Source organism: Nocardioides sp. Z35_8, from assembly GCF_059621125.1.
Window position 1 is genome coordinate 41,914 of record NZ_JCAQIE010000004.1, and the last position, 23,170, is coordinate 65,083.

At 72.6% G+C, this 23,170-nt stretch carries 23 protein-coding genes; 10 read left to right on the forward strand and 13 right to left on the reverse strand.

Annotated features, from left to right (window positions below; all coding sequences use genetic code 11):
• Nucleotides 1-43: 43 nt before the first annotated feature.
• Together AC54T2_RS16635 and AC54T2_RS16640 are read left to right on the forward strand one after the other, a co-directional pair.
• Nucleotides 44-1,039 (forward strand): alpha/beta fold hydrolase, encoded by a 996-nt coding sequence (locus tag AC54T2_RS16635; protein WP_489976813.1) that lies wholly within the window; start codon nucleotides 44-46, stop codon nucleotides 1,037-1,039.
• Between the two features lie 884 nt (nucleotides 1,040-1,923).
• Nucleotides 1,924-2,682, forward strand: coding sequence for a class I SAM-dependent methyltransferase (locus tag AC54T2_RS16640; protein WP_496666736.1), 759 nt, complete (start codon nucleotides 1,924-1,926; stop codon nucleotides 2,680-2,682).
• Between the two features lie 27 nt (nucleotides 2,683-2,709).
• On the opposite strand, the gene AC54T2_RS16645 is transcribed toward AC54T2_RS16640, so the two are convergent.
• From AC54T2_RS16645 to AC54T2_RS16660, 4 genes are all read right to left on the reverse strand, one after another.
• Nucleotides 2,710-3,471 carry a sulfite exporter TauE/SafE family protein gene (locus AC54T2_RS16645; protein WP_496666737.1) on the reverse strand — a complete coding sequence of 254 codons (762 nt, stop codon included), beginning with the start codon at nucleotides 3,469-3,471 and terminating at the stop codon, nucleotides 2,710-2,712.
• On the reverse strand, nucleotides 3,468-4,607 hold the full coding sequence (locus AC54T2_RS16650) for an SPFH domain-containing protein (RefSeq protein ID WP_496666738.1): 1,140 nt from the start codon (nucleotides 4,605-4,607) through the stop codon (nucleotides 3,468-3,470). Before AC54T2_RS16650 ends, AC54T2_RS16645 begins: the two co-directional genes overlap by 4 nt.
• A gap of 67 nt (nucleotides 4,608-4,674) precedes the next feature.
• Entirely contained in the window at nucleotides 4,675-5,136 is a 462-nt protein-coding gene (locus tag AC54T2_RS16655) for an NfeD family protein (RefSeq protein ID WP_186342543.1), read from the reverse strand.
• 45 nt (nucleotides 5,137-5,181) lie between these two features.
• Nucleotides 5,182-5,970: an ABC transporter ATP-binding protein gene (locus AC54T2_RS16660; protein WP_186342544.1), complete on the reverse strand. Its 789-nt coding sequence runs from the start codon at nucleotides 5,968-5,970 to the stop codon at nucleotides 5,182-5,184.
• A 79-nt stretch (nucleotides 5,971-6,049) separates the two neighbouring features.
• On the opposite strand from AC54T2_RS16660, the gene AC54T2_RS16665 reads away from it, so the two are divergent.
• Nucleotides 6,050-6,772, forward strand: a complete 723-nt coding sequence (locus AC54T2_RS16665; protein WP_496666739.1) for an Rv1486c family protein — start codon at nucleotides 6,050-6,052, stop codon at nucleotides 6,770-6,772.
• A 120-nt stretch (nucleotides 6,773-6,892) separates the two neighbouring features.
• Nucleotides 6,893-8,110, forward strand: a complete 1,218-nt coding sequence (gene serB / locus AC54T2_RS16670) for a phosphoserine phosphatase SerB (RefSeq protein WP_496666740.1) — start codon at nucleotides 6,893-6,895, stop codon at nucleotides 8,108-8,110.
• Here the strand turns inward: serB and AC54T2_RS16675 are convergent.
• Together AC54T2_RS16675 and AC54T2_RS16680 are read right to left on the reverse strand one after the other, a co-directional pair.
• The gene (locus tag AC54T2_RS16675) at nucleotides 8,100-8,894 is read right to left on the reverse strand and encodes a putative protein N(5)-glutamine methyltransferase (protein ID WP_496666741.1); all 795 of its coding nucleotides are present in this window, start codon (nucleotides 8,892-8,894) and stop codon (nucleotides 8,100-8,102) included. The two genes, serB and AC54T2_RS16675, sit on opposite strands and share 11 nt — an antisense overlap.
• Nucleotides 8,891-9,433, reverse strand: coding sequence for a SixA phosphatase family protein (locus AC54T2_RS16680; RefSeq protein WP_186342548.1), 543 nt, complete (start codon nucleotides 9,431-9,433; stop codon nucleotides 8,891-8,893). The genes AC54T2_RS16675 and AC54T2_RS16680 overlap by 4 nt, the downstream gene beginning before the upstream one ends.
• 33 nt (nucleotides 9,434-9,466) lie before the next feature.
• Here AC54T2_RS16680 and AC54T2_RS16685 point away from each other — a divergent pair, with 33 nt between their 5' ends.
• The 3 genes from AC54T2_RS16685 to AC54T2_RS16695 are packed head-to-tail and all read left to right on the forward strand — an operon-like array spanning nucleotide 9,467 to nucleotide 14,042.
• The gene (locus AC54T2_RS16685; RefSeq protein ID WP_186342549.1) at nucleotides 9,467-10,462 is read left to right on the forward strand and encodes a cyanophycinase; all 996 of its coding nucleotides are present in this window, start codon (nucleotides 9,467-9,469) and stop codon (nucleotides 10,460-10,462) included.
• Nucleotides 10,459-13,230 carry a cyanophycin synthetase gene (gene cphA, locus AC54T2_RS16690; RefSeq protein ID WP_186342550.1) on the forward strand — a complete coding sequence of 924 codons (2,772 nt, stop codon included), beginning with the start codon at nucleotides 10,459-10,461 and terminating at the stop codon, nucleotides 13,228-13,230. Before AC54T2_RS16685 ends, cphA begins: the two co-directional genes overlap by 4 nt.
• 35 nt (nucleotides 13,231-13,265) lie before the next feature.
• Entirely contained in the window at nucleotides 13,266-14,042 is a 777-nt protein-coding gene (locus tag AC54T2_RS16695; protein WP_496666742.1) for a hypothetical protein, read from the forward strand.
• On the opposite strand, the gene AC54T2_RS16700 is transcribed toward AC54T2_RS16695, so the two are convergent.
• The 4 genes from AC54T2_RS16700 to AC54T2_RS16715 form a co-directional block, all read right to left on the reverse strand.
• On the reverse strand, nucleotides 13,976-15,733 hold the full coding sequence (locus tag AC54T2_RS16700) for a Mur ligase family protein (RefSeq protein ID WP_496666743.1): 1,758 nt from the start codon (nucleotides 15,731-15,733) through the stop codon (nucleotides 13,976-13,978). The genes AC54T2_RS16695 and AC54T2_RS16700 overlap by 67 nt on opposite strands.
• 31 nt (nucleotides 15,734-15,764) lie before the next feature.
• On the reverse strand, nucleotides 15,765-16,535 hold the full coding sequence (fabI, locus tag AC54T2_RS16705) for an enoyl-ACP reductase FabI (RefSeq protein WP_186342553.1): 771 nt from the start codon (nucleotides 16,533-16,535) through the stop codon (nucleotides 15,765-15,767).
• A 63-nt stretch (nucleotides 16,536-16,598) separates the two neighbouring features.
• On the reverse strand, nucleotides 16,599-17,321 hold the full coding sequence (fabG, locus tag AC54T2_RS16710) for a 3-oxoacyl-[acyl-carrier-protein] reductase (protein WP_496666907.1): 723 nt from the start codon (nucleotides 17,319-17,321) through the stop codon (nucleotides 16,599-16,601).
• A 70-nt stretch (nucleotides 17,322-17,391) separates the two neighbouring features.
• Entirely contained in the window at nucleotides 17,392-17,604 is a 213-nt protein-coding gene (locus AC54T2_RS16715) for a dodecin (protein WP_186342555.1), read from the reverse strand.
• A 77-nt stretch (nucleotides 17,605-17,681) separates the two neighbouring features.
• On the opposite strand from AC54T2_RS16715, the gene AC54T2_RS16720 reads away from it, so the two are divergent.
• Together AC54T2_RS16720 and AC54T2_RS16725 are read left to right on the forward strand one after the other, a co-directional pair.
• Entirely contained in the window at nucleotides 17,682-17,972 is a 291-nt protein-coding gene (locus tag AC54T2_RS16720) for a DUF3099 domain-containing protein (protein WP_186342556.1), read from the forward strand.
• A gap of 189 nt (nucleotides 17,973-18,161) precedes the next feature.
• A complete protein-coding gene (locus tag AC54T2_RS16725) occupies nucleotides 18,162-18,365 on the forward strand; it encodes an acetone carboxylase (RefSeq protein WP_186342557.1) in 204 nt (67 codons plus the stop codon).
• A gap of 29 nt (nucleotides 18,366-18,394) precedes the next feature.
• On the opposite strand, the gene moaA is transcribed toward AC54T2_RS16725, so the two are convergent.
• Nucleotides 18,395-19,384, reverse strand: coding sequence for a GTP 3',8-cyclase MoaA (moaA, locus tag AC54T2_RS16730; RefSeq protein WP_496666744.1), 990 nt, complete (start codon nucleotides 19,382-19,384; stop codon nucleotides 18,395-18,397).
• Between the two features lie 78 nt (nucleotides 19,385-19,462).
• Here moaA and AC54T2_RS16735 point away from each other — a divergent pair, with 78 nt between their 5' ends.
• Nucleotides 19,463-20,335 (forward strand): SURF1 family cytochrome oxidase biogenesis protein, encoded by an 873-nt coding sequence (locus AC54T2_RS16735; RefSeq protein WP_222129814.1) that lies wholly within the window; start codon nucleotides 19,463-19,465, stop codon nucleotides 20,333-20,335.
• On the opposite strand, the gene AC54T2_RS16740 is transcribed toward AC54T2_RS16735, so the two are convergent.
• Both AC54T2_RS16740 and AC54T2_RS16745 read right to left on the reverse strand, forming a co-directional pair.
• A complete protein-coding gene (locus tag AC54T2_RS16740) occupies nucleotides 20,332-22,215 on the reverse strand; it encodes an ABC transporter ATP-binding protein (protein WP_496666908.1) in 1,884 nt (627 codons plus the stop codon). The genes AC54T2_RS16735 and AC54T2_RS16740 overlap by 4 nt on opposite strands.
• Nucleotides 22,216-22,313: 98 nt before the next feature.
• On the reverse strand, nucleotides 22,314-23,099 hold the full coding sequence (locus tag AC54T2_RS16745; RefSeq protein ID WP_186342560.1) for an enoyl-CoA hydratase/isomerase family protein: 786 nt from the start codon (nucleotides 23,097-23,099) through the stop codon (nucleotides 22,314-22,316).
• Between the last annotated feature and the right edge of the window lie 71 nt (nucleotides 23,100-23,170).

The following is a 23,170-nucleotide window of genomic DNA, read 5'->3' on the forward strand; positions in this document are numbered from 1 at the left end:
GAACCCCGAAAGTCCACCCCTTCGGTCTCGATAGGCTCGTCACATGTCCCTGGTCCCGCTGCAGGCCGACGTCCTCGGCCCGGAGTTCGAGGCGGAGACGATCTCCCTCCCGCCCGACGCCGAGGGTGCCGTCGTCGCGACCCTCGTGCGCCTCAGGCCCGCCCGCCCCAACGGTCGCGCGGTGCTCCACGTGCACGGCTTCGCCGACTACTTCTTCCACACCGAGTACGCCCGGTGGTGGGCCGATCGCGGCTACACTTTCTACGCCCTCGACCTGCGCAAGTACGGCCGGTCACTGCGGGATCACCAGACCCCCCACTACGTCGCCGACCTGGGTGAGTACTTCGCCGAGATCGATCTCGCCTGGTGGCGGATCACGCACCGTGACGGGCACCGCGCGGTGATCGCCTCGGCGCACTCCACCGGTGGCCTCACCGTGCCCCTGTGGGTGCGGGAGCGGCGGCCCGCCGAGCTCGCGGCGATGGTGCTCAACTCCCCCTGGTTCGACATGCACGGTGCCGCGTGGCTGCGCGGCCCGGCGACCCGGCTGGCGATCGAGCGGCTCGGCCGCAGACGCCCGATGCAGGAGGTCCCGCGCCGGATCAGGACCGTCTACGGGCGCTCGCTCCACCGCGAGTACGGCGGGGAGTGGGACTACGACCTGACGTGGAAGCCGATCGAGTCACGCCCGGTCCACGTCGGGTGGCTCCGCGCCGTCCGCCGCGGACACGCGTTGCTCCACGCCGGGCTCGACATCGACCGGCCGACCCTGGTGCTGTCCTCGGCCCGGTCCTTCTTCGGCGAGCAGACCGAGGAGACCGCGGCGACGCACGACATCGTGCTCGACGTCGAGCAGATCCGGCGCTGGGCCTCCTCGGTCGGCCGGCACGTCACGTCGGTCGCGATCGAGGGAGCCGTGCACGACGTCGTGCTGTCGCGCCCCGGCATCCGCACCCGGGTCTACGACGTCCTCGGCACGTGGCTCGAGGCGTGGGTGGAGAAGCCCGAACCCGGCGCCGGCGACGGTCGGGCGGACTAGCTGAGGGCTCGGCTACGGCGGTCGGGCGGGGGCGTACGGCTGCCGACGTCTTCCGCACATCTGCCGATCCGCTACCTGGCGTCGCCAGGAGGGCACCCGGTTGCGGACGGTTGTCCTCGCCGACCGGCCCACCACCGCGCGAAGCATGCTGGTGCCCTCGCCGGCTCGGTGCAGGCAGGGTGTGGGGCGGGGTCATCGTCGGCGCGGTTGCGGGATGCCGGGTGGGTCCGGCTCGCCGATCCGGGTGGTGACGGATGCGTCGCGCCGGTAGCGGTGGCCATGAGGGCTGGTCCACTCGAGCGCCCCCGACCGGTGGCCTCGTAGCGCCAGGCGTTGTGGGTCTTGAGCCGGTCATGCGACCGGCACAGCGCGGCGAGGTCGTCGCTCTGCGTGGGCCCGGGCCGCGGTCTGTCCCCTGCTGCGGCGTCCGCGTCGTAGGGGATGACGTGGTCGACGCCACAGCCGCGGTCCGGACGCGAGCACCACGGAAACACACACGTGCGGTCGCGCAGGACGACCTGCTCACGCAGCCGGTCAGGGACCGCGTAGCCCGCTGCAGTGAGCTCCGTGTTGAGGTCGATGACCGGCCTGATCGTGACCTTGGTGCGCGAGTCGGCGCACCAGTCGCGGATGTGGTCGAGCAGCACCAGCCGCTGCCTTCCACCACCCGCGCAGCCCCACTAGGACAGTCTCGTCCCCGCTGGGACACCCGGATCCGGGTGGTTGAGCGGGGTCGTGACCGCTCGAGGACGCCCGGTCGGCCCGAACCCAGCGCGGCGAGAGTGGCAGCGCCGTGGGCGAGTGCGCGGTCGGGCCCACGAACCTCCCCGCCGACCCGCCACGATCACCAGTGCAATGCTGCTCACTGACAGGGGGTGGTGGCCGTGAGCGATGAGTTCTACGCGGATGCGCCGTTGTACGACCGGTTGTTTCCCGGCAGCGTCCAGGCGGTCGACTTCTACAGGGCCGCGGCCGACCGGCAGGGTGCGGGCGCGCGTGTCCTCGAGCTCGGGTCCGGCACCGGGCAGAAGCTGATCGCGATCGCGCTCGACGGCCACCCGTGCACGGGACTCGAGCTCTCGCCGCACATGCTCGCCGAGGCGAGGCGCAAGGCCGACGAGCGCGGCGTGGACGTGGAGTGGGTGCAGGGCGACATGCGCGAGGTCGACCTGGGCCGCGCGTTCGACCTCGTGGTCATCGCCGCCAACTCCTTGCTCCACCTGCACGCCGTCGATGACCTGGTGGGCTGCTTGCGGGCGGTGCGCCGGCACCTCGCGCCCGGGGCGCGGCTCGTGCTCGACGTGTTCAACCCGAGCGTGCGGATGCTCGCCGAGGCTGACGGCGTCCGCCGCCGGCGGGACGCGTTGTCGTTCGTGGACCCCGACCGTGGCGTCGTGCGGGTCGACGTCGCGGAGGCGTACGACGCGGCCGCGCAGGTGACCCACGGGACGTGGTACCTCAGGAGCGACTCCGAGGCCGACGCCATCGTGGTGCCACTGGCGATCCGGAGCATCTTCCCCCAGGAGCTGCCGGTGCTGCTCTCCCTCAGCGGCATGCGGCTGATGGAGCGCTTCGGCGACTGGTCAGGCGCACCGTTCACCTCAGAGTCACCGCTGCAGGTCTGCGTCTGCGAGCCGGCCTGAACCCAGGCATGCCCCCGGGGAGCCTGCTCAGGAGACGAGGGCGACGAGGGCCACGACCCCCACGACGGCGATCACGGCGCGGAGCAGGCCGGGCGGCAGCCGCCGCCCGACGCCGGCGCCGATCTGACCGCCCACGACCGAGCCGAGCGCGATGAGGCCGGCGACCTCCCAGTCGATCTCGGCGACCGCGATGAAGACGACGGCGGCGATCGCGTTGACGATGAGGGCGAGGACGTTCTTGGTGGCGGTGTGACGCTGCATGGAGTCGGCGACGCCGATGCCGAGGATCGCCATCAGCAGCACGCCCTGGGCCGCGCCGAAGTAGCCGCCGTAGACACCGGCCAGCGCGACCGCCGGCCACACCCACCACACGCCGTGGTCGGGGATGCCACCGCGCTCCTCCGCGCGAGCGGCCACCGAGCGCTGGATGCGCGGGCCCAGCACGACCAGCACCACGCCGAGGCCGATCAGCGCCGGCACGATGGTGTCGAAGGCTGCGGACGGCAGCCACAGCAGCAGCAGCGCCCCGGCGGTGCCGCCGATCAGCGACGCCGCCCCCAGCCGCAGCACCCGCGCCCGCTGGCCGGCGAGCTCGCGCCGGTAGCCGATGACCCCCGACACGCTGCCCGGCACCAGGCCGACGTTGTTGCTGACGTTGGCCGTCACCGGAGGGACGCCGAACGCCAGGAGGGTCGGGAACGTGATCAACGTTCCCGACCCCACCACAGTGTTGATGGTGCCGGCCGCCACTCCTGCGAGGACGACCAGCACCGCTTCGGTCGGACTCACTGGCCGGCAGGCGCTCCGGGGTCAGTGGGCTCGTCGCCCTCGGTCGCGGTCGCCGGGTCGATCGAGCGGGAGCCACGTCCCGGGTTGGCGGCGCTCTCGGCCTCGGCGATCGCCTGCTGGACCGCCTCGTTGGTCGCGCGCATCTCCGGGTCGGCCGACGAGCGGGGCAACTGCGGCTCGGTCGGGCCCATGTCCACGCGGGTGCGCGGGGTGGCGTCCTTGGGGATGCCGGCGATCTCGTGGATCGAGGAGCCCAGGCCCTCCATCGCCTTGGTGATCTCCGAGGGGATGACCCACACCTTGTTGGCGCTGCCCTCGGCGATCTTCGGCATCATCTGGAGGTACTGGTAGGCGAGCAGCGACTGGTCGGGCTGGCCGTCGTGGATGGCCTGGAAGACCGTCTGGATCGCCTGACCCTCACCCTGTGCCCGCAGGATCTGCGCCTCACGGTCGGCCTGCGCGCGCAGGATCTGTGCCTCCCGGTCGCCCTCTGCCGACAGGATCGACGACTGCTTCTCGCCCTCCGCGGTGAGGATGGCGGCCTGGCGGCCACCCTCCGCGGTGAGGATCTGGGCGCGCTTGTCGCGGTCGGCCCGCATCTGCTTCTCCATCGAGTCCTTGATCGACGGCGGCGGGTCGATGCCCTTGAGCTCGACGCGGTTGACCCGGATGCCCCACTTGCCGGTCGCCTCGTCGAGCACGCCCCGCAGGCGGGTGTTGATCTCGTCGCGGCTGGTGAGCGTCTCCTCGAGGTCCATGCCACCGACGATGTTGCGCAGGGTCGTCATGGTCAGCTGCTCGACGGCCTGGATGTAGTTGGCGATCTCGTAGGTCGCCGCCACCGGGTCGGTCACCTGGAAGTAGATGACCGTGTCGATCGACACCACCAGGTTGTCCTCGGTGATGACCGGCTGGGGCGGGAAGCTCACGACCTGCTCGCGCAGGTCGATCAGGTAGCGCACCTTGTCGACGAACGGAACGACGATGTTGAGTCCTGCCGACAGCGTCCCCTTGTACTTGCCGAAGCGCTCGACGATCGCAGCCCGTGCCTGGGGCACGATGCGGACCGTCTTGGCGAGCATGACGACGACGAACAGGATGACGAGCACGAGCAGGACGAGCAATGCGGACGGCACTGGTCTCCCCCGATCTTGGTGTGGACGTGTGGGTGTGCGGGTCTGTGAGGCGGTGGCTGCGGGTCGCTCAGGGCTCGAGCGTGGCCACCGGGTGGACGTAGGCGGTCGCGCCCTTGATCTGGAGGATCTCGACGGTCTCCCCCGGTGCGATCCGCAGGTTCTCGTCGTAGGGCAGGGCCGACCAGATCTCGCCGGACACCTTGATCCGGCCGGGCGCCAGGCCGGTGATCTCCTCGGTCACCAGGCAGCGCGAGCCGACCAGCTTGCCGTGGCCGAGGGAGAGCTCGGGACCGCTGTGCAGCCGCTTGACGAAGCTCGGACGGACGAAGACCAGCATCGCGGTCGCGGCGCCGAGGGCGACGAGCACCTGCACGACGAGCGGCAGGCCCAACAGGGCCGCGACCATGCCGACGACCGCACCGGCGGCGAGCATGGCCAGGATGAGGTCGAGGCTGAACATCTCGGCGACGCCCAGCACGATCGAGAGGCCGAGCCAGGTCTCCCAGAGGTGGTCGCGGATCCAGTCCATGGCCCGACCCTATCGAGTGCGCCATGAGGCGCGCCGGTGGACGCGCTAGTCGATCCGGCGCCGGGCGGCGAAGCGCCCGTCGGAGTGGCTCAGCAGGAGCGGCATGCCGAACGCGGCCGACAGCGACTCGGCCGTGACCACGTCGTCGATGGGGCCGGAGTCGACCACCCGGCCCTCGCGCAGCAGCAGCGCGTGCGTGAAGCCCGGCGGGATCTCCTCGACGTGGTGGGAGACCAGCACCGTCGCCGGCGAGTCCGGGTCGAGGGCCAGCCGCGACAGGGTCGCCACCAGGTCCTCACGCCCGCCGAGGTCGAGACCCGCGGCCGGCTCGTCGAGCAGCAGCAGCTCGGGGTCGGTCATCAGCGCCCGCGCGACCTGCACGCGCTTGCGCTCCCCCTCGCTGAGGGTGCCGAAGGTGCGCTCGGCCAGGTGGTCGGCCCCGACCTCGGCGAGCAGGTCGGCGGCCCGGTCGTGGTCGAGCTCGTCGTAGGCCTCGCGCCACCGGCCCAGGACGCCGTAGGAGGCGGACACCACCACGTCCCTGACCAGCTCGGAGCGCGGGATGCGGTCGGCGAGCGCCGCACTGGTGAGGCCGATGCGCGGACGCAGCTCGAAGACGTCGGTCGTGCCGAGCACCTCGTCCAGGATGCCCGCGACGCCGGACGTCGGGTGCAGCTGCGCGGCGGCGACCTGCAGCAGGGTGGTCTTGCCGGCGCCGTTGGGCCCGAGCACCACCCAGCGCTCGTCGTCCTCGACCACCCAGCTCACGTCGTCGAGCAGCAGCGACCGGCCACGGCGCACCGTGACCCCGGCGAGCTCGATGACGGCGACCATGGCCGTCACCCTATCCAGCATCGTGGGCAGGGCCCCGCCTGACACGACGGGCGGAGGACGACGAGTAACGTCGCCCGCGATGTCGCGAACGTCCCTCGCCCTTCCCCACTCGGCGACCCTCGCCTGGTGGCTGACCGCCTGGCTGCGCGGGCACGAGCAGACCGACCACGTGCTCGATGCGCTCGCCGACGACACCCACCTGCTGCACGGCGGCTCCGCCCTCGACCTGCTGCTGCAGGCCAGGAGCACCGGGGCCTCGTACGCCGGACTGGCGCTGCCGGTGGACGGCGACCCGCTGGGCCTGGGCGGACCGCACGACTTCAACGCCGCCGCGCTCGAGGCGGGGCAGGCGGTGGTGGCGGGCGATCTGGGGCTGGTGCCCGACGAGCAGGGCGAGACCGTGCAGTGGCACCCCTTCGCGGCGTCGCGCCGCCAGCTCCCCGACGTCGGTGAGGCCGACCGGTCGTTGCGGGCCGCGCTCCTCGCGGCGGCGGGCGACCTCGCGGCGCTCGACGTCGCGCGGTGGCGGCCGGAGGCCGCCGACGCGCTGATGAACCTGCACCACCGGCCCGACCTCGACGCGCCACTGGGCACCCCGCCACGCTGCGTCGACCTCGCCGCGCGCGGCCTCCAGGCCTGGGCGATCGTCGACCTCGCGCTGGCCGACGACGGCGGCGCGCTGTCCTCGTTCGAGGTCGAGCAGCGTCGCGACCTGCTGCGGCCGCTGGGCCGCGCCGCCCGGCGTGCGGTCGTGGCGGCCTGCTCGCCCGAGGTGTGGCCCGAGGCCTGGATCGGCGGCTAGGACGTCGACCAGACGCCCAGCACGTTGCCGACCGGGTCGCTGAGCCCGAGGTGATCGTGCCGCCCGCGGGACGGACCGGGGCGACGTGATCGGCGCGGCGGGTCTAGCCTTCTGAGCACGATGGAAGACGAGCCGAAGACTCTCCTGGTCACCCTCACGGGCAAGGACCGCCCTGGCGTCACCTCAGCGATCTTCGCGGCCCTCGCCGGCGCCGGGGTCGAGGTCCTCGACATCGAGCAGATCGTGCTGCGCCGTCGGCTGGTGCTCGGCATCCTGGTGACCGCGCCGCGCGACTGGAAGCGGCTGCGCGACGTCATCGAGCGCACCGCCGCCGACCTGGGGATGAGCGTCGAGGTCGAGCGCGGCGCGGGCGACAACCGCAGCCGACCCGGCGACCGCTCGCACATCACGATCATCGGGCGCCCGCTCAAGGCCTCGGCGATCTCGGCGATCGCGGGCCGCATCGCCGACTCGGGCGCCAACATCGACCGGATCGAGCGGATGGCGCGCTACCCGGTCACCGCCATCGAGATGCACGTCTCGGGCGCGCCGGCCGACACCCTGCGCCCCCTGCTGTCCGTCGAGGCGGTCAAGCAGGGCATCGACCTCGCCGTGCAGCGCGACTCGCTGCACCGCCGCGGCATCCGGCTGATCGTCATGGACGTCGACTCCACGCTCATCCAGGGCGAGGTCATCGAGATGCTCGCCGCCCACGCCGGCCAGCAGGCCGAGGTCGCCCGGGTCACCGAGGCGGCGATGCGCGGCGACCTCGACTTCGAGGCCTCCCTGCGCGAGCGCGTCGCGCTGCTCGAGGGCGTCCCGGAGTCCGCGCTCGACGAGGTCTACCGCTCGATCGAGCTGGCGCCGGGAGCGCGCACGATGGTGCGCACGCTGCGCCGGCTGGGCTACCGCTTCGCCATCGTCTCCGGCGGCTTCACCCAGATCACCGACCGGCTCAGGGCCGACCTCGGCATCCACTTCGCGCGCGCCAACCAGCTCGAGGTGGTCGACGGCCGGCTCACCGGCCGCATCGTCGGCGACGTCGTCGACCGGGCCGGCAAGGCGGCGGCGTTGCGCGAGTTCGCGGCGGAGGTCGGCGTCCCGCTCGACGCCGTCATTGCCATCGGCGACGGCGCCAACGACCTCGACATGCTGAACGCCGCGGGGCTCGGCATCGCCTACAACGCCAAGCCGATGGTGCGCGACGCCGCGGACACGTCGGTCAACGTGCCCTACCTCGACGCGATCCTCTATCTGCTGGGCATCTCCCGCGAGCAGATCGAGGAGGCCGACGCCGCCGTGGGCATCACCACGCCGGCGCCGCCACTCACCGACTGACCGTGGCCGGGCGTACGCCGACGGCGACGCAGCCGCCCACGTCCGGGTCGGCCACCACGTGGGGGTCCAGCCCGGCGGCCGCCATGGCGGCCGTCGTCAGCGGCGCCTGGGCAGGGCTCGTCTCCACCAGCAGCACTCCCCCGGGCGCGAGCCAGCCGACGGCGTCGTGCGCGAGGCGCCGGTGCAGGTCGACCCCGTCGGCTCCCCCGTCGAGCGCGACCAGCGGCTCGTGCTCGCGCGCCTCGGGCGGCATGTCGGCGACCCGGTCGGTCGGCACGTAGGGGGCGTTGGCCGCCAGCACGTCCACCCGGCCGCGCAGGCCGGGCGGGAGTGCGTCGTAGAGGTCACCGAGGTGCAGTGCGGCCGACGGCGCGTTGGCCCGGGCGCAGTCGAGCGCGGCCGGGCTCACGTCGGCGGCGTGCACCTGCGCCCCGCTGCCCTCCAGGCACGCGGCGACCGGCGCGACGCCGCAGCACATCTCCACCACGACGGGCCGCGATCCGGCGACCCGGCGGTCGGACCGCGCGAGGTGGTCGAGGGTCGTGCGCGCCAGCAGCTCGGTGCGCCGGCGCGGCACGAAGACGCCCGCGGCGACCACGAGGCGGCGTCCGAGGAAGCCGGCCCAGCCCAGCACCGTCTCGAGGGGCTCGCCGGCGACGCGCCGGGCGAGGAGCGCCTCCAGCTCCCCGTCGGAGGTGGCGGCCTCCTCGAGCAGGACGGCCTCCTCCTCGGCCCACACGCACCCGGCGGCACGCAGCCGGGCCACGACGTGCCGAGCGCTCACGCGGCCCCGGGGTGGAACGCCTCCAGGCGGGCGGTGCCGGGGCCGAGGTCGGCCCAGTCGCCCGCGACGGCGAAGACCGCGACCGCCGACGTCGGGAACCCGCGCGTCATCATGGCGGTCGCCGCCTCGGTGTCGCCCTCGCCATCGTCGACCAGCTCGGCGAGCGAGGCGATCGTGGGGTTGTGCCCGATGACGACGAGCGTGCGTACGTGGGCCGGGGTGTCGCGCAGCAGGTCGAAGGCGGAGTCGGTGCCGGCGGCGTAGAGGGCCTCGGACAGCTCCCTGCCGTCGGGGTCCCACCCGGCGCCGGCGGCGACACCCTCCCACGTCTGCTGCGTGCGGAGCGCGTCGGAGACCAGTGCCGCGTCGGGGTCGACGTCGTGCTCGCCCAGCCACCGCCCGGCGGCCTCCGCGTCGGCGCGACCCCGATCGGCCAGCGCGCGCGCGTGGTCGGTGGGAGCGCTGTGCTCGGCCTTGGCGTGCCGCATCACGACCAGCCGCCGGCCCGCTCCGGCCGCGTCACTCACTGACTCCTGCATTGCCTCACCATCCCAGCCGCTAGCCTGCCTGTCATGCCCAAGGGACCACTCATGATCATCGGTGGCGCCGAGGACAAGATGCGCAAGCCGACGATCCTCAAGCACTTCGTCGCACTCAGCGGTGGCAGGGACGCGCACATCGCGGTGATCCCCACGGCGTCCTCGCTCGGCCGCGAGGTCGTCGACGTCTACGACGCGCTGTTCACCAAGTTCGGGGCGGCCCGCGTCGACGCCGTACGCCCCGAGTCGCGCGACGAGGCCCACGACCCGGTGCTGGTGAAGGCGATCGACGAGGCCACCGGCGTGTTCATGACGGGCGGCAACCAGCTCAAGCTGTCCGCCATCGTGTGCGGCACGCCCGTCGGCGAGGCGATCCGGCGCGCGCACGAGCGCGGCGCGGTGGTGGCGGGCACGTCCGCCGGCGCCAGCGTCCAGTCCTCCCACATGGTCGCCTTCGGCGTGGGCGGGTCGACCGCCAAGCAGCGGATGACGCAGGTGGCGGCAGGGCTGGGTCTCATCGAGTCCGCGGTCGTCGACCAGCACTTCGACCAGCGCAACCGCTACGGCCGGCTGCTGATGATCGTCGCGCAGAGCCCGCAGCTGCTGGGGATCGGCGTCGACGAGGACACCTGCGGCCTCCTGGAGGACGTCGACGGCGACACCGTCATGCGGGTCCTCGGCAAGGGTGCGGTCACCATCTTCGACGGCTCCCGGATGGTGTCCGACGCCTACGAGGCCGCCCGCTCCAAGCCGCTGCTCGCGAGCGGCGTCGTCCTCCACACCCTCCCCGAGGACGCCGTGTTCAACCTGACCACCCGCACGCTCGTGCCGCAGCCCCCGGCCGTCCAGCAGGAGGACGCCGACGAGCTCGCCGAGGCGGGACGCGACCTGCGCCAGCTGGCCCGCGACATCGCCGCCGCCGACGCGACCCCCGCCGCCATCCGGCGACGGCTCAAGCTGCGTCGCAGCAAGCCCGCCGAGACCCCCAGCCAGCCCCCCAGCCAGCCCACCGACGGAGACAGTGCATGAGCGAGCGGCCCACACCGGACCTGGAGATCATGGAGACGCGCGTCTACCGCGGCGCCAACGTCTGGTCGTACGACAAGTCGATCCACCTCGTGGTCGACCTCGGCTCGCTCGAGCAGTTCCCCACCAACACCCTCCCCGGCTTCACCGACGACCTGGTGTCGATGCTGCCGGGCCTGCGGGAGCACTCGTGCTCGCGCGGGCGCCGCGGCGGCTTCCTGGAGCGGCTCAACGAGGGCACCTGGCTCGGTCACGTCGCCGAGCACGTCGCCCTCTCCCTCCAGCAGCTCGTCGGCCATGACATCCGCCGGGGCAAGACCCGCCAGGTCAAGGGCCACCCCGGCCGCTACAACATCATCTACGGCTACATCGAGGAGAACGTCGGCCTCACCGCGGGCAGCCTCGCCGTGCGGCTGGTCAACCACCTGGTCGAGGGCGACCCGGACTTCGACTGGGAGACCGAGCGCGACGAGTTCATCCGCCGCGCCGAGCGGACGGCGTTCGGCCCCTCGACGCAGGCCATCGTCGACGAGGCGGTCTCGCGCGACATCCCGTGGATCCGGCTCAACCAGTACTCCCTCGTCCAGCTCGGCCAGGGCGTCCACGCGAAGCGGATCCGCGCCACGATGACCTCCGAGACGTCGTCGATCGCGGTCGACATCGCCTCCGACAAGGACCTCACCACCAAGCTCCTCGGCGCCGCCGGGCTGCCCGTGCCCAAGCAGGAGTCGGTCCGCTCCGTCGACCAGGCCGTCGCTGCAGCGCGCCGCATCGGCTACCCGGTGGTGCTCAAGCCGCTCGACGGCAACCACGGCCGCGGCGTGTGCCTCGACCTGCAGGACGAGGCAGACGTGCGCACGGCGTTCCCGATCGCGGAGGGGCAGTCGCGACGCGGCACCGTCATCGTCGAGTCCTTCGTGACCGGCAAGGACTACCGCTGCCTGATCATCGACGGCCGGATGGTCGCGATCGCCGAGCGCGTGCCGGCCTCCGTGACCGGCGACGGCACCTCGACGGTGGAGCAGCTCGTCGAGCTGACCAACGCCGACCCGCGGCGCGGCGTGGGCCACGAGAAGGTGCTGACCCGGATCAAGGTCGACGAGGCGGCCATCGAGGTGCTCGCCGACCAGGGCCACACGCTCGACTCGGTGCCCGCCGAGGGCGAGACCGTCAAGCTGGCCCTCACCGGCAACATGTCGACGGGCGGCATCTCGATCGACCGCACCTTCGAGGCGCACCCGGAGAACGTCGAGATCGCCGAGGAGGCCGCCCGCATGGTGGGCCTCGACATCGCCGGCATCGACTTCATCTGCCCCGACATCACCGAGCCGGTCCGCGAGGCCGGCGGCGCGATCTGCGAGGTCAACGCCGCGCCGGGCTTCCGGATGCACACGCACCCCACCATCGGCGAGCCGCAGTTCATCGCCAAGCCGGTGGTCGACATGCTGTTCCCGCCGGGCGCCCCGTCGCGGATCCCGATCGTCGCCGTCACCGGCACCAACGGCAAGACGACGACGAGCCGGATGATCAGCCACATCTTCAAGGGGATGGGCCGCAAGGTCGGCATGACCTCCACCGACGGCGTCGTGATCGACGAGCGCCTGGTGATCCGCGCCGACGCCTCCGGCCCGCGCTCGGCGCGCATGGTCCTGCAGAACCCCCGCGTCGACTTCGCGGTCTTCGAGGTCGCCCGCGGTGGCATCCTGCGCGAGGGCCTGGGCTACGAGCGCAACGACGTGGCGGTGGTGCTCAACGTGCAGCCCGACCACCTCGGGCTGCGCGGCATCGACACCGTCGAGCAGCTCGCGGACGTCAAGGCCGTCATCGTCGAGGCCGTGCCCCGCGACGGCCACGCCGTCCTCAACGCCGACGACCCGCTGGTGCGCGCGATGCGTCGCAAGTGCTCGGGCCAGGTCGTGTGGTTCTCCATGGAGGAGCCCGGCAGCGAGGTGCGCGACATGATCGACGCGCACTGCCGCCGCGGGGGCAAGGCCATCGTGCTCAACCCGACCGAGCGGGGCGAGATGATGGTCGTCCAGCACGGCCGCCGGGAGATGCAGCTGGCGTGGACCCACCTGCTGCCCTCGACGTTCAGCGGGCGCGCGCGGATGAACGTCCAGAACGCGCTCGCCGCCGCGGCCGCAGCCTTCGCCGCCGGCGCGCCCCTGCACGACATCCGTCAGGGCCTGCGCACCTTCTCCACCAACTACTACCTCTCCCCCGGCCGCCTCAACGAGGTCGAGGTCAACGGCGTCAACGTGATCGTCGACTACTGCCACAACGCACCCGGCATGCGGATGCTCGGCGACTTCGTGGACCGGGTGGGCGAGTCGTTGGAGTCCTCGCACCACCTGGCCCGGCCCTCGCGCATCGGCATCATCGCCACCGCCGGTGACCGGCGCGACCAGGACATGGTCGAGCTGGGCCACATCGCCGCCCAGCACTTCGACGTGTGCATCGTGCGCGAGGACGTCGCGCTGCGCGGCCGCGAGCGGGGGGCGACCGCCGCGCTGGTGCTGGAGGGCGTACGCACGGCCATGGCCGAGGGCGCGCGCTGCAAGCAGGCCGAGCTGGTGCTCGACGAGCTCGAGGCCGTGCGGCACGCGATGAGCCGCGCCAACCGGGGCGACCTGGTCGTGGTCTGCGTCGACAAGCACGCCGAGGTGATGGCCGAGCTGGAGCACTGGTCGGAGGTGGCCCAGGCCGGCTCGACGACCAACCCCGACGCGCCCGCGGCCGATCCCGACTACACGCCGGCCGCCAGCTCCTGAGGTTTGGCTCGCGGAGGGAAGGGCAGGGTGCGGGCATGACTCGACGCACCCCGCTGCTCCTCGCCGTCCTGCCCCTGCTCCTGGGGGCGTTGGCCGTCCCCTCGACGGCGCACGCCGTCGTCGACCACGACCGGCGCGCCACCGCACGCCCGAAGGTGGGCACCTACGAGGGCACGTTCGGACCGAAGGGCCAGAAGTCCGCCTTCTCCCTCGACGTGGTCAAGCGCAAGGGCGGGCTGTCGGTGAGCCGGGCCGTCGTGTTCTACCGGTGCGGCAAGGACACCGAGGGCGAGGAGGGCTACACCACCTACACGCGGGTGAAGGTCCGCAAGGGCCGCTTCAGCAAGTCCTCGATCGTCGACATCGCCGGCCGCTTCACCAGCCGCACCAAGGTCAGGGGCTCGGCCAACCCGGCGCCCGGGCTGTTCGGGTGCAAGGGCAAGCCCAAGCCGTTCAGCGCGACGTGGGTGGGCCCGACGGCGTCGCGCGGCGGCACGTTCGCCGGCACGGACGCGACGGGTGCCCCGGTGTCCTTCGTGCTCGAGGCGGGCGGGAAGGTGCTCGACGACCTCGCGGTCACCCGCAAGCTCGTCTGCGGCACCCACTCCTACGGCGACCTCTCCAGCTTCGGCCGCTCGCTGGTCCACCACGACGGCAGCGTCTCCCACACCTTCCTCGACGACTTCTACCCGGCGACCTTCACCTACTCCGTCGCGCTCGACCCGGCGGGCGGGGCGTCCGGGAGCTACCGCGTCAGCGGCCCCGAGTGCGACACCGGCGACGTGCCGTTCACGGCCGCCAAGGCCGGCTGAGCCCCACCGCCGGCCGCGCGCACCTTGGCCGACAGCACCTCGGGGCTGTCGGGGGTGCCGCCGTGGGCGGCGATCCAGTCGTAGACCTCCTGGCGCTCCGCGTGGCACATCAGGCCGACGACGTCGCCCGGCGCCGCCTGCCCGACCAGTGACGCCAGGCAGGCGACCTCGGTGGTGTGGGTCTCGATCTCGGTGACACCGACCCGGGCGGCGCCGGCTCGCAGGAGCACGTCGATCTCGTCCATCGTGCGGCCGCGGAGATACCACTCCTTGTGGCCGATCGCGACGACGTCGCTGCCCTTCGCGCCGATCTCGCCTAGCGCGTCGATCAGCTCGTCGGTGCGGTCGCCGACGGCGCCGAGGCCGAGCAGCAGGCGCGCGCCGGGACGTCGTACGCCGCCCATGATCTCGAGCAGCGCCTCCAGGCCCGCCTCGTTGTGGGCGAGGTCCATCACGACCGAGACGTCGCCGGGGAGGGAGAAGAAGTTCATCCGCCCGGGGTTGTGCTCGGCGTCGGGGAGGAACGACGTGAGGCCGGCGACGACGTGCTCGCGCGCGATCCCGACGGCGAGGGACGCCGAGGCGGCGGCGAGCGCGTTCTCGATGTTGAAGCGCGACAGGCCGGCGAGCGTCATGGGGACGTCGACCAGCTCGACCAGCGGGTCGGGGTCGGCCCCCGGGGCCAGGACGGTGATCCAGCCGTCGATCACCGTGGTGGCGCGCCCGCCGTCGGTGAGCACGTCGCGCACGGCCGGCGAGTCGGGGTCGCGGCTGAAGATCCACGGTCGGGCGGAGATGACGCCCCGCATCGCGAGGACGCGCGGGTCGTCGCCGTTGAGCACCGCCCAGCCGCCCTTGCGGGTGATCCGCGGGACCACCGACTTGACCTCGGCGAGCTGGTCGACCGTGTCGATGCCCTGGAGCCCGAGATGGTCGGCGGTCACGTTGGTCACCACCGACACGTCGTTGCGGGTGATGCCGATGCCCTTGAGCAGGATGCCGCCGCGGGCGGTCTCGGTCACGGCGAGCTGCACGCCGTCGAGTCCCAGCGCCCGCGCGGCGCCGGAGGGTCCGGAGTAGTCGCCCGCCTCGACGAGCACGCCGTCGCGGTAGATGCCGTCGGTGTTGGACCAGCCGGCCACCAGCCCGCTGGTGCGGGCGACGTGGGCGATCATCCGGCTCGTCGTGGTCTTGCCGTTGGTGCCGGTGACGGCGACGACCGGGATGGTGGGCGTGATCGTGGTGGGCGTGTCTCCGACGGGTGCGGCGGCCACCTCCGCCGCAGCGGCGCCGAGGGCCGCCTCCACGTCGGGCGTCGGCAGCGCGTCGATGGCCCGGGCCACCGCCTCCCCCAGGGCCCGGGCCCGCCCGCGGTCGCGCCACGGATAGGCCACGACCACGACGTCGGGGTCGCTCGTCGGGCGGACGCGGACCGCCAGCCGGCGCGTTCCGGCCTCGGCCGCGACCGCGCGCACCAGGCGCTCGACCGCGCGCAGGGCGAAGCGCTGGCGGAACCCCGAGCCCGGTGTGCCGGGACGGGTCGTGCGCAGCCCGATGCGGCGCGCGAACCGCAGCACCCGCTCCTCGTCGGCCTCGGTGATCGTGGAGACGTCGAGCGTGAGCTTGATCGCCGCGCGCGGGAAGTAGAGGTTGGGTCCTTCGAGGACGCGCAGCTCGGCGAGTGAGGTCACGCGCGCAAACTACCGAAGCACGGCGCCGGTGCTACAGGCCCATCGCGTGGAACCCGCCGTCGACGTGGACGATCTCACCGGTCGTGGCCGGGAAGAAGTCGCTGAGCAGGGCCACGACGGCCTGGGCGGTCGGGGTGTGGTCGGACTCGTCCCACCCGAGGGGCGCGCGGTCCTTCCACGCCGACTCGAGGTCGCCGAACCCCGGGATCGCCTTGGCGGCGAGGGTCTTCAGCGGCCCGGCGGAGACGAGGTTGCAGCGGATCCCCTCGGGGCCGAGGTCGCGCGCGACGTAGCGCGAGGTGTTCTCCAGCGCGGCCTTCGCCACGCCCATCCAGTCGTACGCCGGCCACGCGGTGGTGGCGTCGAAGGTCAGCCCGACGATCGACGAGCCGCGCGAGAGCAGCGGCCTGGTCGCGACGGCCAGCGACTTCAGCGAGTACGCCGAGACCTGCACGGCCTGTGCGACGTCGTCCCACGGACCGTCCATGAACTTGCCGCCCAGCAACGTGTCGGGGTTGCCGTAGGCGATCGAGTGGACGACGCCGTCGAGGCCGTCCACGTGCTCGCGGACCTGGTCGGCCAGGCCGGCGAGGTGGCTCTCGTCGGTGACGTCGAGCTCCAGCACCGGGGGCTCCTCCGGGAGCCGCTTGGCGATGCGCCGGGTGATGCCGAGCGCGCGGCCGAAGTTGGAGATCAGCACCGTCGCGCCCTGCTCCTGGGCGACCTTGGCGGTGGCGAAGCCGATGGAGCTGTCCATCGTCACGCCGGCGACCAGGATGCGCTTGCCGTCGAGGATTCCCATGTCTGTGGACCTTTCGTGTCGGGTCGTGGTCGGGCAGAGGAGGTGGCGGAGCAGGTGGGGGCGTCAGTGGCCCATGCCGAGGCCGCCGTCGACGGGGATCACGGCGCCGGTGACGTAGGCGGCGCCGTCGGAGGCGAGCCAGGTGACGGCGGACGCGACCTCGGCGGGCGTGGCGTAGCGACCCAGCGGGACCTGCGTCCTGATCGCGGCCTTCTGCTCGTCGGTGAGGACGTCGGTCATGTCGGTCTCGACGAAGCCGGGCGAGACGACGTTGGTGGTGATCGAGCGGCTGCCCAGCTCGCGGGCGAGCGAGCGCGCGAGGCCGACGAGGCCGGCCTTCGACGCGGCGTAGTTGACCTGCCCGGCCGAGCCGAGCAGGCCGACCACCGACGAGATCAGGATGATGCGCCCGCGGCGCAGGCGCAGCATGCCCTTCGCGGCCCGCTTGGCGAGCCGGAACGTGCCGGTGAGGTTGGTGTCGATGACCGACGACCAGTCGTCCTCGCTCATCCGCAGCAGCAGCGTGTCCTTGGTGATGCCGGCGTTGGCCACCAGGACCTCGACCGGGCCGTGGGCCTCCTCGACCTGGGCGAACGCCGCGTCGACGGCGTCCGGGTCGGTGATGTCGCAGCGCACGTCGAGCGCGCCGTCGGGCGCGCCGCCGTTGCGGGTGGTGACCGCCACCTTGTCGCCCTGGGCGATGAACGCCTCGGCGATCGCGCGGCCGATCCCGCGGTTGCCTCCCGTCACCAGGACGGACCGGGGCGCGGGGGTGGTTCCGGGAATCTCGCTCACGCTCCCCGACGCTAGTGATTACCGGGGGGTATCCGGAATCACGCCGCGCCGCCCGCCCGGGTCACTCGTCCTCGAGGCGGAAGCCGACCTTCATGCCGACCTGGAAGTGCTCGACGGCCCCGTCCTTGGCCTGGCCGCGGACCTGGGTGACCTCGAACCAGTCGATGTGGCGCAGCGTCTTGCCGGCCCGCTCGATGCCGTTGCGGATGGCCTGGTCGATGCCGTCCGGAGACGTCCCGACGATCTCGGTGACGCGGTAGGTGCGGTCGGTCATGCTTCCTCCTGGTGAGCGTCGTGCGGACCGTCCCCGGGCCCGTGGTTCTCCGAGCCTAGCGACGTAGACTCGACCCCATGGCCAAGTCCGATGCCGTGCGCATCACCACGGCTCGCAGCAACGCCGCCGACGACATGCGTTCGCGCCAACGGCGCTACGCGTGGTCGATGAGCATCCGCCTGGTGTGCTTCGTCGCCGCCGTCGCGGTCGGCCCGGGGGCGCTGCGGTGGGTGCTCGTCGCGGCCGCCGTCTTCCTGCCGCTCTTCGCCGTGGTCATGGCCAACGCCAACGACCAGCGTCACGACGGATTCACGCTTCCGGCCAACGCCGGGGCCCACGAACTCGCGGCGAAGGACGACACGGACTGAGGAAAACCTCTGTCGGGCGCGGTGCGCGACAAGTTTGGTTTTCATCCACCCGTCTGGAATGATTCACCGTGCGAGCGCAGCATCCCCCGTCTGCGCGAGCTCTGAGTGCCGGACAGCTTCCCCCCGTGGCTGTCCGGCACTTCTCATGTCCGGCGGAGCCCCGCCGTACCCCCTGCCGAGAGGACGCCGATGGACCCCGACCGTGACATCTGCTCGGCCAAGGGCTGCCAGGCCGACGCCGTGTGGGACCTCCAGTGGAACAACCCCAAGATCCACACCCCCGAGCGCCGCAAGTCGTGGCTCGCGTGCGAGGAGCACCGCTCCTCGCTGTCCGACTTCCTGGGCGCCCGCGGCTTCCTAAAGGACGTCGTGGAGCACCGGACCGAGCGCTGAGTCCCGGACGTCATGGGAGTGCCCGGCGCTCAGCCCCCGATGGCGGACATCGGGCGGTCGGGCTGGAGGAAGGTCTCGTCGTCGATGCCGTGCCCGGCACGCTTGCCGACCATCGCGATGACCCAGCGCTCCGCGATCTCCTCGTCGCCGGCGCCCGAGCGCAGCGCCGTGCGCAGGTCGGACTCCTCGCGGGCGAAGAGGCAGTTGCGCACCTGACCGTCGGCGGTCAGCCGGACGCGGTCGCAGTCGCCGCAGAACGGACGGGTCACCGAGGCGATGATCCCGACGGTCGCCGGGCCGCCGTCGACGTCGAACAGCTCGGCCGGCGCGCTGCCCCGCGGCTCACCGTGGGGGGTCAGCGAGAACTCGGCGGACAGCGCCTGGTGGATCTCGTCGGCGGTGACCATCGCGGCCCGGCTCCAGTCGTGCTGGGCGTCGAGCGGCATCTGCTCGATGAAGCGGAGCTCGTAGCCATGGGCGACGCTCCACCGCAGCAGCTCGGCGGCCTGGTCGTCGTTGGTGCCGCGCAGCAGCACCGCGTTGAGCTTGATCGGGCCAAGCCCCGCGGCCTTGGCCGCCTCGAGACCGGCGACGACGTCGGTGAGGCGGTCGCGGCGGGTGATCGTCGCGAAGGTCTCCGGTCGCACCGAGTCGATGCTGGCGTTGATGCGGTCGAGCCCCGCCTCGGCGAGGGCGACGGCGGTGCGCGAGAGCCCGAGGGCGTTGGTGGTGAGCGACGTCTCGACGCCGAGGGCGTGCGTACGCGCGACGATGTCGACCAGGCCGCGCCGCAGCAGCGGCTCACCGCCGGTGAACCGCACCTCGCGGATGCCGAGCCGCTCCACGCCGATCGTGATGAGCCGGACGACCTCGTCGTCGCTGAGCGTCTGCTCCGTGGGCAGCCAGTCGAGCCCCTCGGCCGGCATGCAGTAGTTGCAGCGGAGGTTGCAGCGGTCGGTCAACGAGACCCTCAGGTCCGTGGCCACGCGGCCGAAGCGGTCAGCGAGGGGTGTCGTCATCGTCACAGTCTACCGACGCGCTCCGCACCACCCCCGGAACGCTCAGGACGCGCCGGATAGCCTCGCCGCGTGCACAAGATGCGGTTCCTGGTCTCACGCCGCTGGATCGCCTTCGCGCTCGTCGTCGTCTTCCTGGCCTGGGTCGCGTGGCGGCTCGGCGAGTGGCAGTTCCACCGCCTCGAGGACCGCCAGGAGCGCAACGACGTCATCCAGCGCAACGAGAAGGCGGGCCCCTCCCCGGTCACCGACGTGCTGGCCCCGGGCCGGTCGGTGGCCAAGGAGGACGAGTGGCGCATCGTGGAGGCCACCGGCACCTACGCCGTCGAGGACACCGTGATCGTGCGCTACCGCACGCGCGAGGGCGCCGCCGGCGTCGACGTCGTGGTGCCGCTCGAGCTCGAGGACGGCTCCAGCCTGCTCGTCGACCGCGGCTGGTACGCCACCGACAACCGCGGCGCCACCACCGCCGACGTCCCCGAGCCGCCGTCCGGCGAGGTCGAGGTGACCGGCTGGGTGCGCAGCGACGCCGAGGGCGACAGCGCGGAGGTCACCGACCAGTCGACCCGCGCCGTCAACAGCAGCCGCATCGCCGAGGCGCTCGGCCGCGAGGTGCTCGGCGGCTGGGTCGACCTGCGCTCGGAGTCGCCGGAGCCCGAGACACCGCTCGTGCCGGTCGAGCTGCCCGAGCTCGACAACGGGCCGCACTTCTTCTACGGCCTGCAGTGGTGGTTCTTCGGGGCGCTGGCCATCTTCGGGTTCTTCTACCTCATCTACGACGAGTGGCGCGGCGGCCGCGGCCCCTGGGGCAGCAACGAGTCACCCGCGCCGGAGCCGACCGGCACCGAGCGTGCGCAGCCCGCGCAGCCCGCCCGCGCCCGCCGACGTACGTGGCGCGACCGGCTCGACCAGGACGACGCGGAGGACCGCGCCGACCAGCCGGAGCACCGCTAGCCGGGCGTGGGCACGGCCCGGTCGGCCTGGAACTGCGTCGCGTGGAGCGTGGCGTAGAGGCCACCGGCCGCCATCAGCTCGGCGTGGGTGCCCTGCTGCACGACCCGGCCGTCGTCGAGGACCAGGATCTGGTCGGCGTTGCGGACCGTGGAGAGCCGGTGGGCGATCACGAGGGACGTACGCCCCTCCAGCGCGGCGTCGAGCGCCTGCTGCACCGCCGCCTCGGACTCGCTGTCGAGGTGGGCGGTGGCCTCGTCGAGCACCACGATGGCCGGGGCCTTGAGCAGCAGGCGCGCGATCGCGAGCCGCTGCCGCTCCCCGCCGCTGAGGCGGTAGCCCCGGTCGCCGACGACGGTGTCGAGCCCGTCGGGCAGCGAGCGCACCAGCGTGGCGATCTGCGCCGCCTCGAGGGCCGCCCACACCTCGTCGTCGCTCGCCTCGGGGCGCGCGTAGACCAGGTTGGCGCGGATGGTGTCGTGGAACATGTGGGCGTCCTGGGTGACGTAGCCGACCACGTCCTCCAGCGACTCGAGGGTCACGTCGCGCACGTCGTGGCCGCCGACGCGCACCGCGCCGGACTCGACGTCGTAGAGCCGGGCCACGAGGTGCGTCACGGTCGTCTTGCCGGCACCGGACGGACCGACGAGCGCGACCATCTGTCCCGGCTCGGCGGTGAACGTGACGTCGTGGAGCACCTGGCCGGTGTCGCGCGACTCGGTGCGCGCGACGGTCTCCAGCGAGGCGAGGGAGATCTGGTCGGCGCGCGGGTAGGTGAAGGCGACGCGGTCGAACTCCAGGCGGGACGCCGTCGGCGGCAGCACGACCGCGTCCGGCTTCTCCTGGATCAGCGACGGCAGGTCGAGCACCTCGAAGACGCGGTCGAAGCTGACGAGGGCCGTCATCACGTCGATGCGGACGTTGGAGAGGCCCTGGAGGGGACCGAGCAGCCGGGTGAGCAGGACGCCGAGTGCGACGATCGTGCCGACCGACAGGTCGCCGCGAATGGCGAGCCAGCCGCCGATGCCGTAGACGAGCGCGGTGGCGAGGGACGGCACCAGCATCATCGCGGCGAAGAAGATGCGGGTCAGCAGGGAGATCCGGATGCCGAGGTCGCGGACGACCGCGGCCTTCTGCGCGTAGGCGACGTCCTCCACCTCGCGCCGGCCGAAGAGCTTGAGCAGCATCGCCCCGCCGACGTTGAAGCGCTCGGTCATGGCGTTGCCGAGGTCGGCGTTGCCGTCCATCTGCTCGCGCGACAGGTCGGCCAGGCGGTTGCCCACCCAGCGCGAGGCCAGCAGCAGGATCGGGAAGAGCGCCAGGCACAGCAGCGTCACCGGCCAGCTCAGGAAGAGCATCGTGACGCCGACCACCACGGCGGCGATGATGTTGGAGACGGTGCCCTGGAGCGTGGAGGTGAACGCCCGCTGCGCACCGATGACGTCGTTGTTGAGCCGGCTGACGAGGGCCCCGGTCTGGGTGCGGGTGAAGAACGCGAGCGACTGGCGCTGCACGTGGGCGAAGACACGGGTGCGGAGGTCGTAGATCAGTCCCTCGCCGATGCGGCTCGACAGCCAGCCGGTGATCAGGCCGAACCCGGCGCTCACCACCGCCACGACGGCCACGAGGGCCGCCAGCAGCACCACGAGCGAGGTGTCACCGGTGCTCACGCCGTCGTCGATGATCGCCTTGAGCAGCAGCGGCGGCGCCACGACCAGGGCGGCGTCGAGGACGGTCACTGCCAGGAACGCGACGATCAGCCTGCGGTGCGGACGGGCGAAGGCGACCACCCGGCGCAGCGTGCTGCGCTCGATCTTGTTGTCGACGACGCTCCGGTCACTGCGCAGGTGTCGCCACGGCGGGCCACCCGCACCCGGTCCCATCGACATGCAAACTCCTCCTGAGGTCCACCCGCGTCAACCCGCGACGGGGCCTGATTGTTCCTCGCGCCGCCGACACCCCAGTCGGCGGTCGGCGGGCGTCAGCCCGCGAACGCCGCCGCGACCGCGCGGAACCGGCGTACCTGCGCCTCGCGCTCCAGGCGGCGCTGCTCGTCGAGGTCGCGGTCGGCAGCACCCTGCAGCAGCGCCTTGGTCTCGCTGAGCACCCCCGGCATCGGGGCGACCAGTGCAGCCGCCAGGTCGGCGACGGCGCCGTCCAGCTCGGCCGCCGGGACGCACGCCGTGGCGAGCCCGATGCGCGCCGCCTCCTCCCCCGTCACGACGCGCGCGGTCGCGCAGAGCTCCAGCGCCCGGGCGTACCCGACGTGCTCGACCAGGGGCTTGGTGCCGGTGAGGTCGGGCACGAGCCCGAGCGCCGACTCCTTCATCGACAGCTTGGCGTCGTCGGCGACCACGCGGAGGTCGCACGACAGCGCCAGCTGGAAGCCGGCGCCGATGGCGTGGCCGCGCACCTTCGCGATCGAGACGAAGCGCGGGTCGCGCAGCCACGTGAAGCCGCGCTGGAACTCCTCGATCCGCGCGGACGCCTCCTCGTCGCTGAGTGCCAGCAGCCCCAGCACGGTGCCCTCGCCGGAGTTGGCAGGGTCGAGCATCGCCCGGTCCAGACCCGCGGAGAACGTCTCGCCCTCCCCCGTGACCACCACGACCCTGACCTCCGCGGGCAGCGAGGCGCCCAGCTCGGCGAGGGCCAGCCACATGGCCGGCGTCTGCGCGTTGCGCACCTCGGGCCGGTCGAGGGTGATCGTGGCGACGGCGTCGACGACGTCGAGGCGGAGGCCGACCGCGGCGAGCTCTTCGGGAGTCATGCCGTCAGGTTACTACTCGTCAGTAACGTCCGGGCGGGCGTACGCGTCCGGCCCGTGCCCGACTTGTGGGG

Bases quoted from the DNA above. Each gene is read 5' to 3' on its own strand.
- AC54T2_RS16735 (WP_222129814.1), top strand. From the start codon at position 19,463: ATGCGGTTCCTGGTCTCACGCCGCTGGATCGCCTTCGCGCTCGTCGTC.
- AC54T2_RS16725 (WP_186342557.1), top strand. From the start codon at position 18,162: ATGGACCCCGACCGTGACATCTGCTCGGCCAAGGGCTGCCAGGCCGAC.
- cphA (WP_186342550.1), top strand. From the start codon at position 10,459: ATGAGCGAGCGGCCCACACCGGACCTGGAGATCATGGAGACGCGCGTC.
- AC54T2_RS16680 (WP_186342548.1), bottom strand. From the start codon at position 9,433: ATGCAGGAGTCAGTGAGTGACGCGGCCGGAGCGGGCCGGCGGCTGGTC.
- AC54T2_RS16720 (WP_186342556.1), top strand. From the start codon at position 17,682: ATGGCCAAGTCCGATGCCGTGCGCATCACCACGGCTCGCAGCAACGCC.
- AC54T2_RS16745 (WP_186342560.1), bottom strand. From the start codon at position 23,099: ATGACTCCCGAAGAGCTCGCCGCGGTCGGCCTCCGCCTCGACGTCGTC.
- AC54T2_RS16665 (WP_496666739.1), top strand. From the start codon at position 6,050: ATGTCGCGAACGTCCCTCGCCCTTCCCCACTCGGCGACCCTCGCCTGG.
- AC54T2_RS16655 (WP_186342543.1), bottom strand. From the start codon at position 5,136: ATGGACTGGATCCGCGACCACCTCTGGGAGACCTGGCTCGGCCTCTCG.
- AC54T2_RS16685 (WP_186342549.1), top strand. From the start codon at position 9,467: ATGCCCAAGGGACCACTCATGATCATCGGTGGCGCCGAGGACAAGATG.
- AC54T2_RS16695 (WP_496666742.1), top strand. From the start codon at position 13,266: ATGACTCGACGCACCCCGCTGCTCCTCGCCGTCCTGCCCCTGCTCCTG.
- AC54T2_RS16715 (WP_186342555.1), bottom strand. From the start codon at position 17,604: ATGACCGACCGCACCTACCGCGTCACCGAGATCGTCGGGACGTCTCCG.
- AC54T2_RS16635 (WP_489976813.1), top strand. From the start codon at position 44: ATGTCCCTGGTCCCGCTGCAGGCCGACGTCCTCGGCCCGGAGTTCGAG.
- moaA (WP_496666744.1), bottom strand. From the start codon at position 19,384: ATGACGACACCCCTCGCTGACCGCTTCGGCCGCGTGGCCACGGACCTG.
- AC54T2_RS16660 (WP_186342544.1), bottom strand. From the start codon at position 5,970: ATGGTCGCCGTCATCGAGCTCGCCGGGGTCACGGTGCGCCGTGGCCGG.
- AC54T2_RS16740 (WP_496666908.1), bottom strand. From the start codon at position 22,215: ATGGGACCGGGTGCGGGTGGCCCGCCGTGGCGACACCTGCGCAGTGAC.
- serB (WP_496666740.1), top strand. From the start codon at position 6,893: ATGGAAGACGAGCCGAAGACTCTCCTGGTCACCCTCACGGGCAAGGAC.
- fabI (WP_186342553.1), bottom strand. From the start codon at position 16,535: ATGGGAATCCTCGACGGCAAGCGCATCCTGGTCGCCGGCGTGACGATG.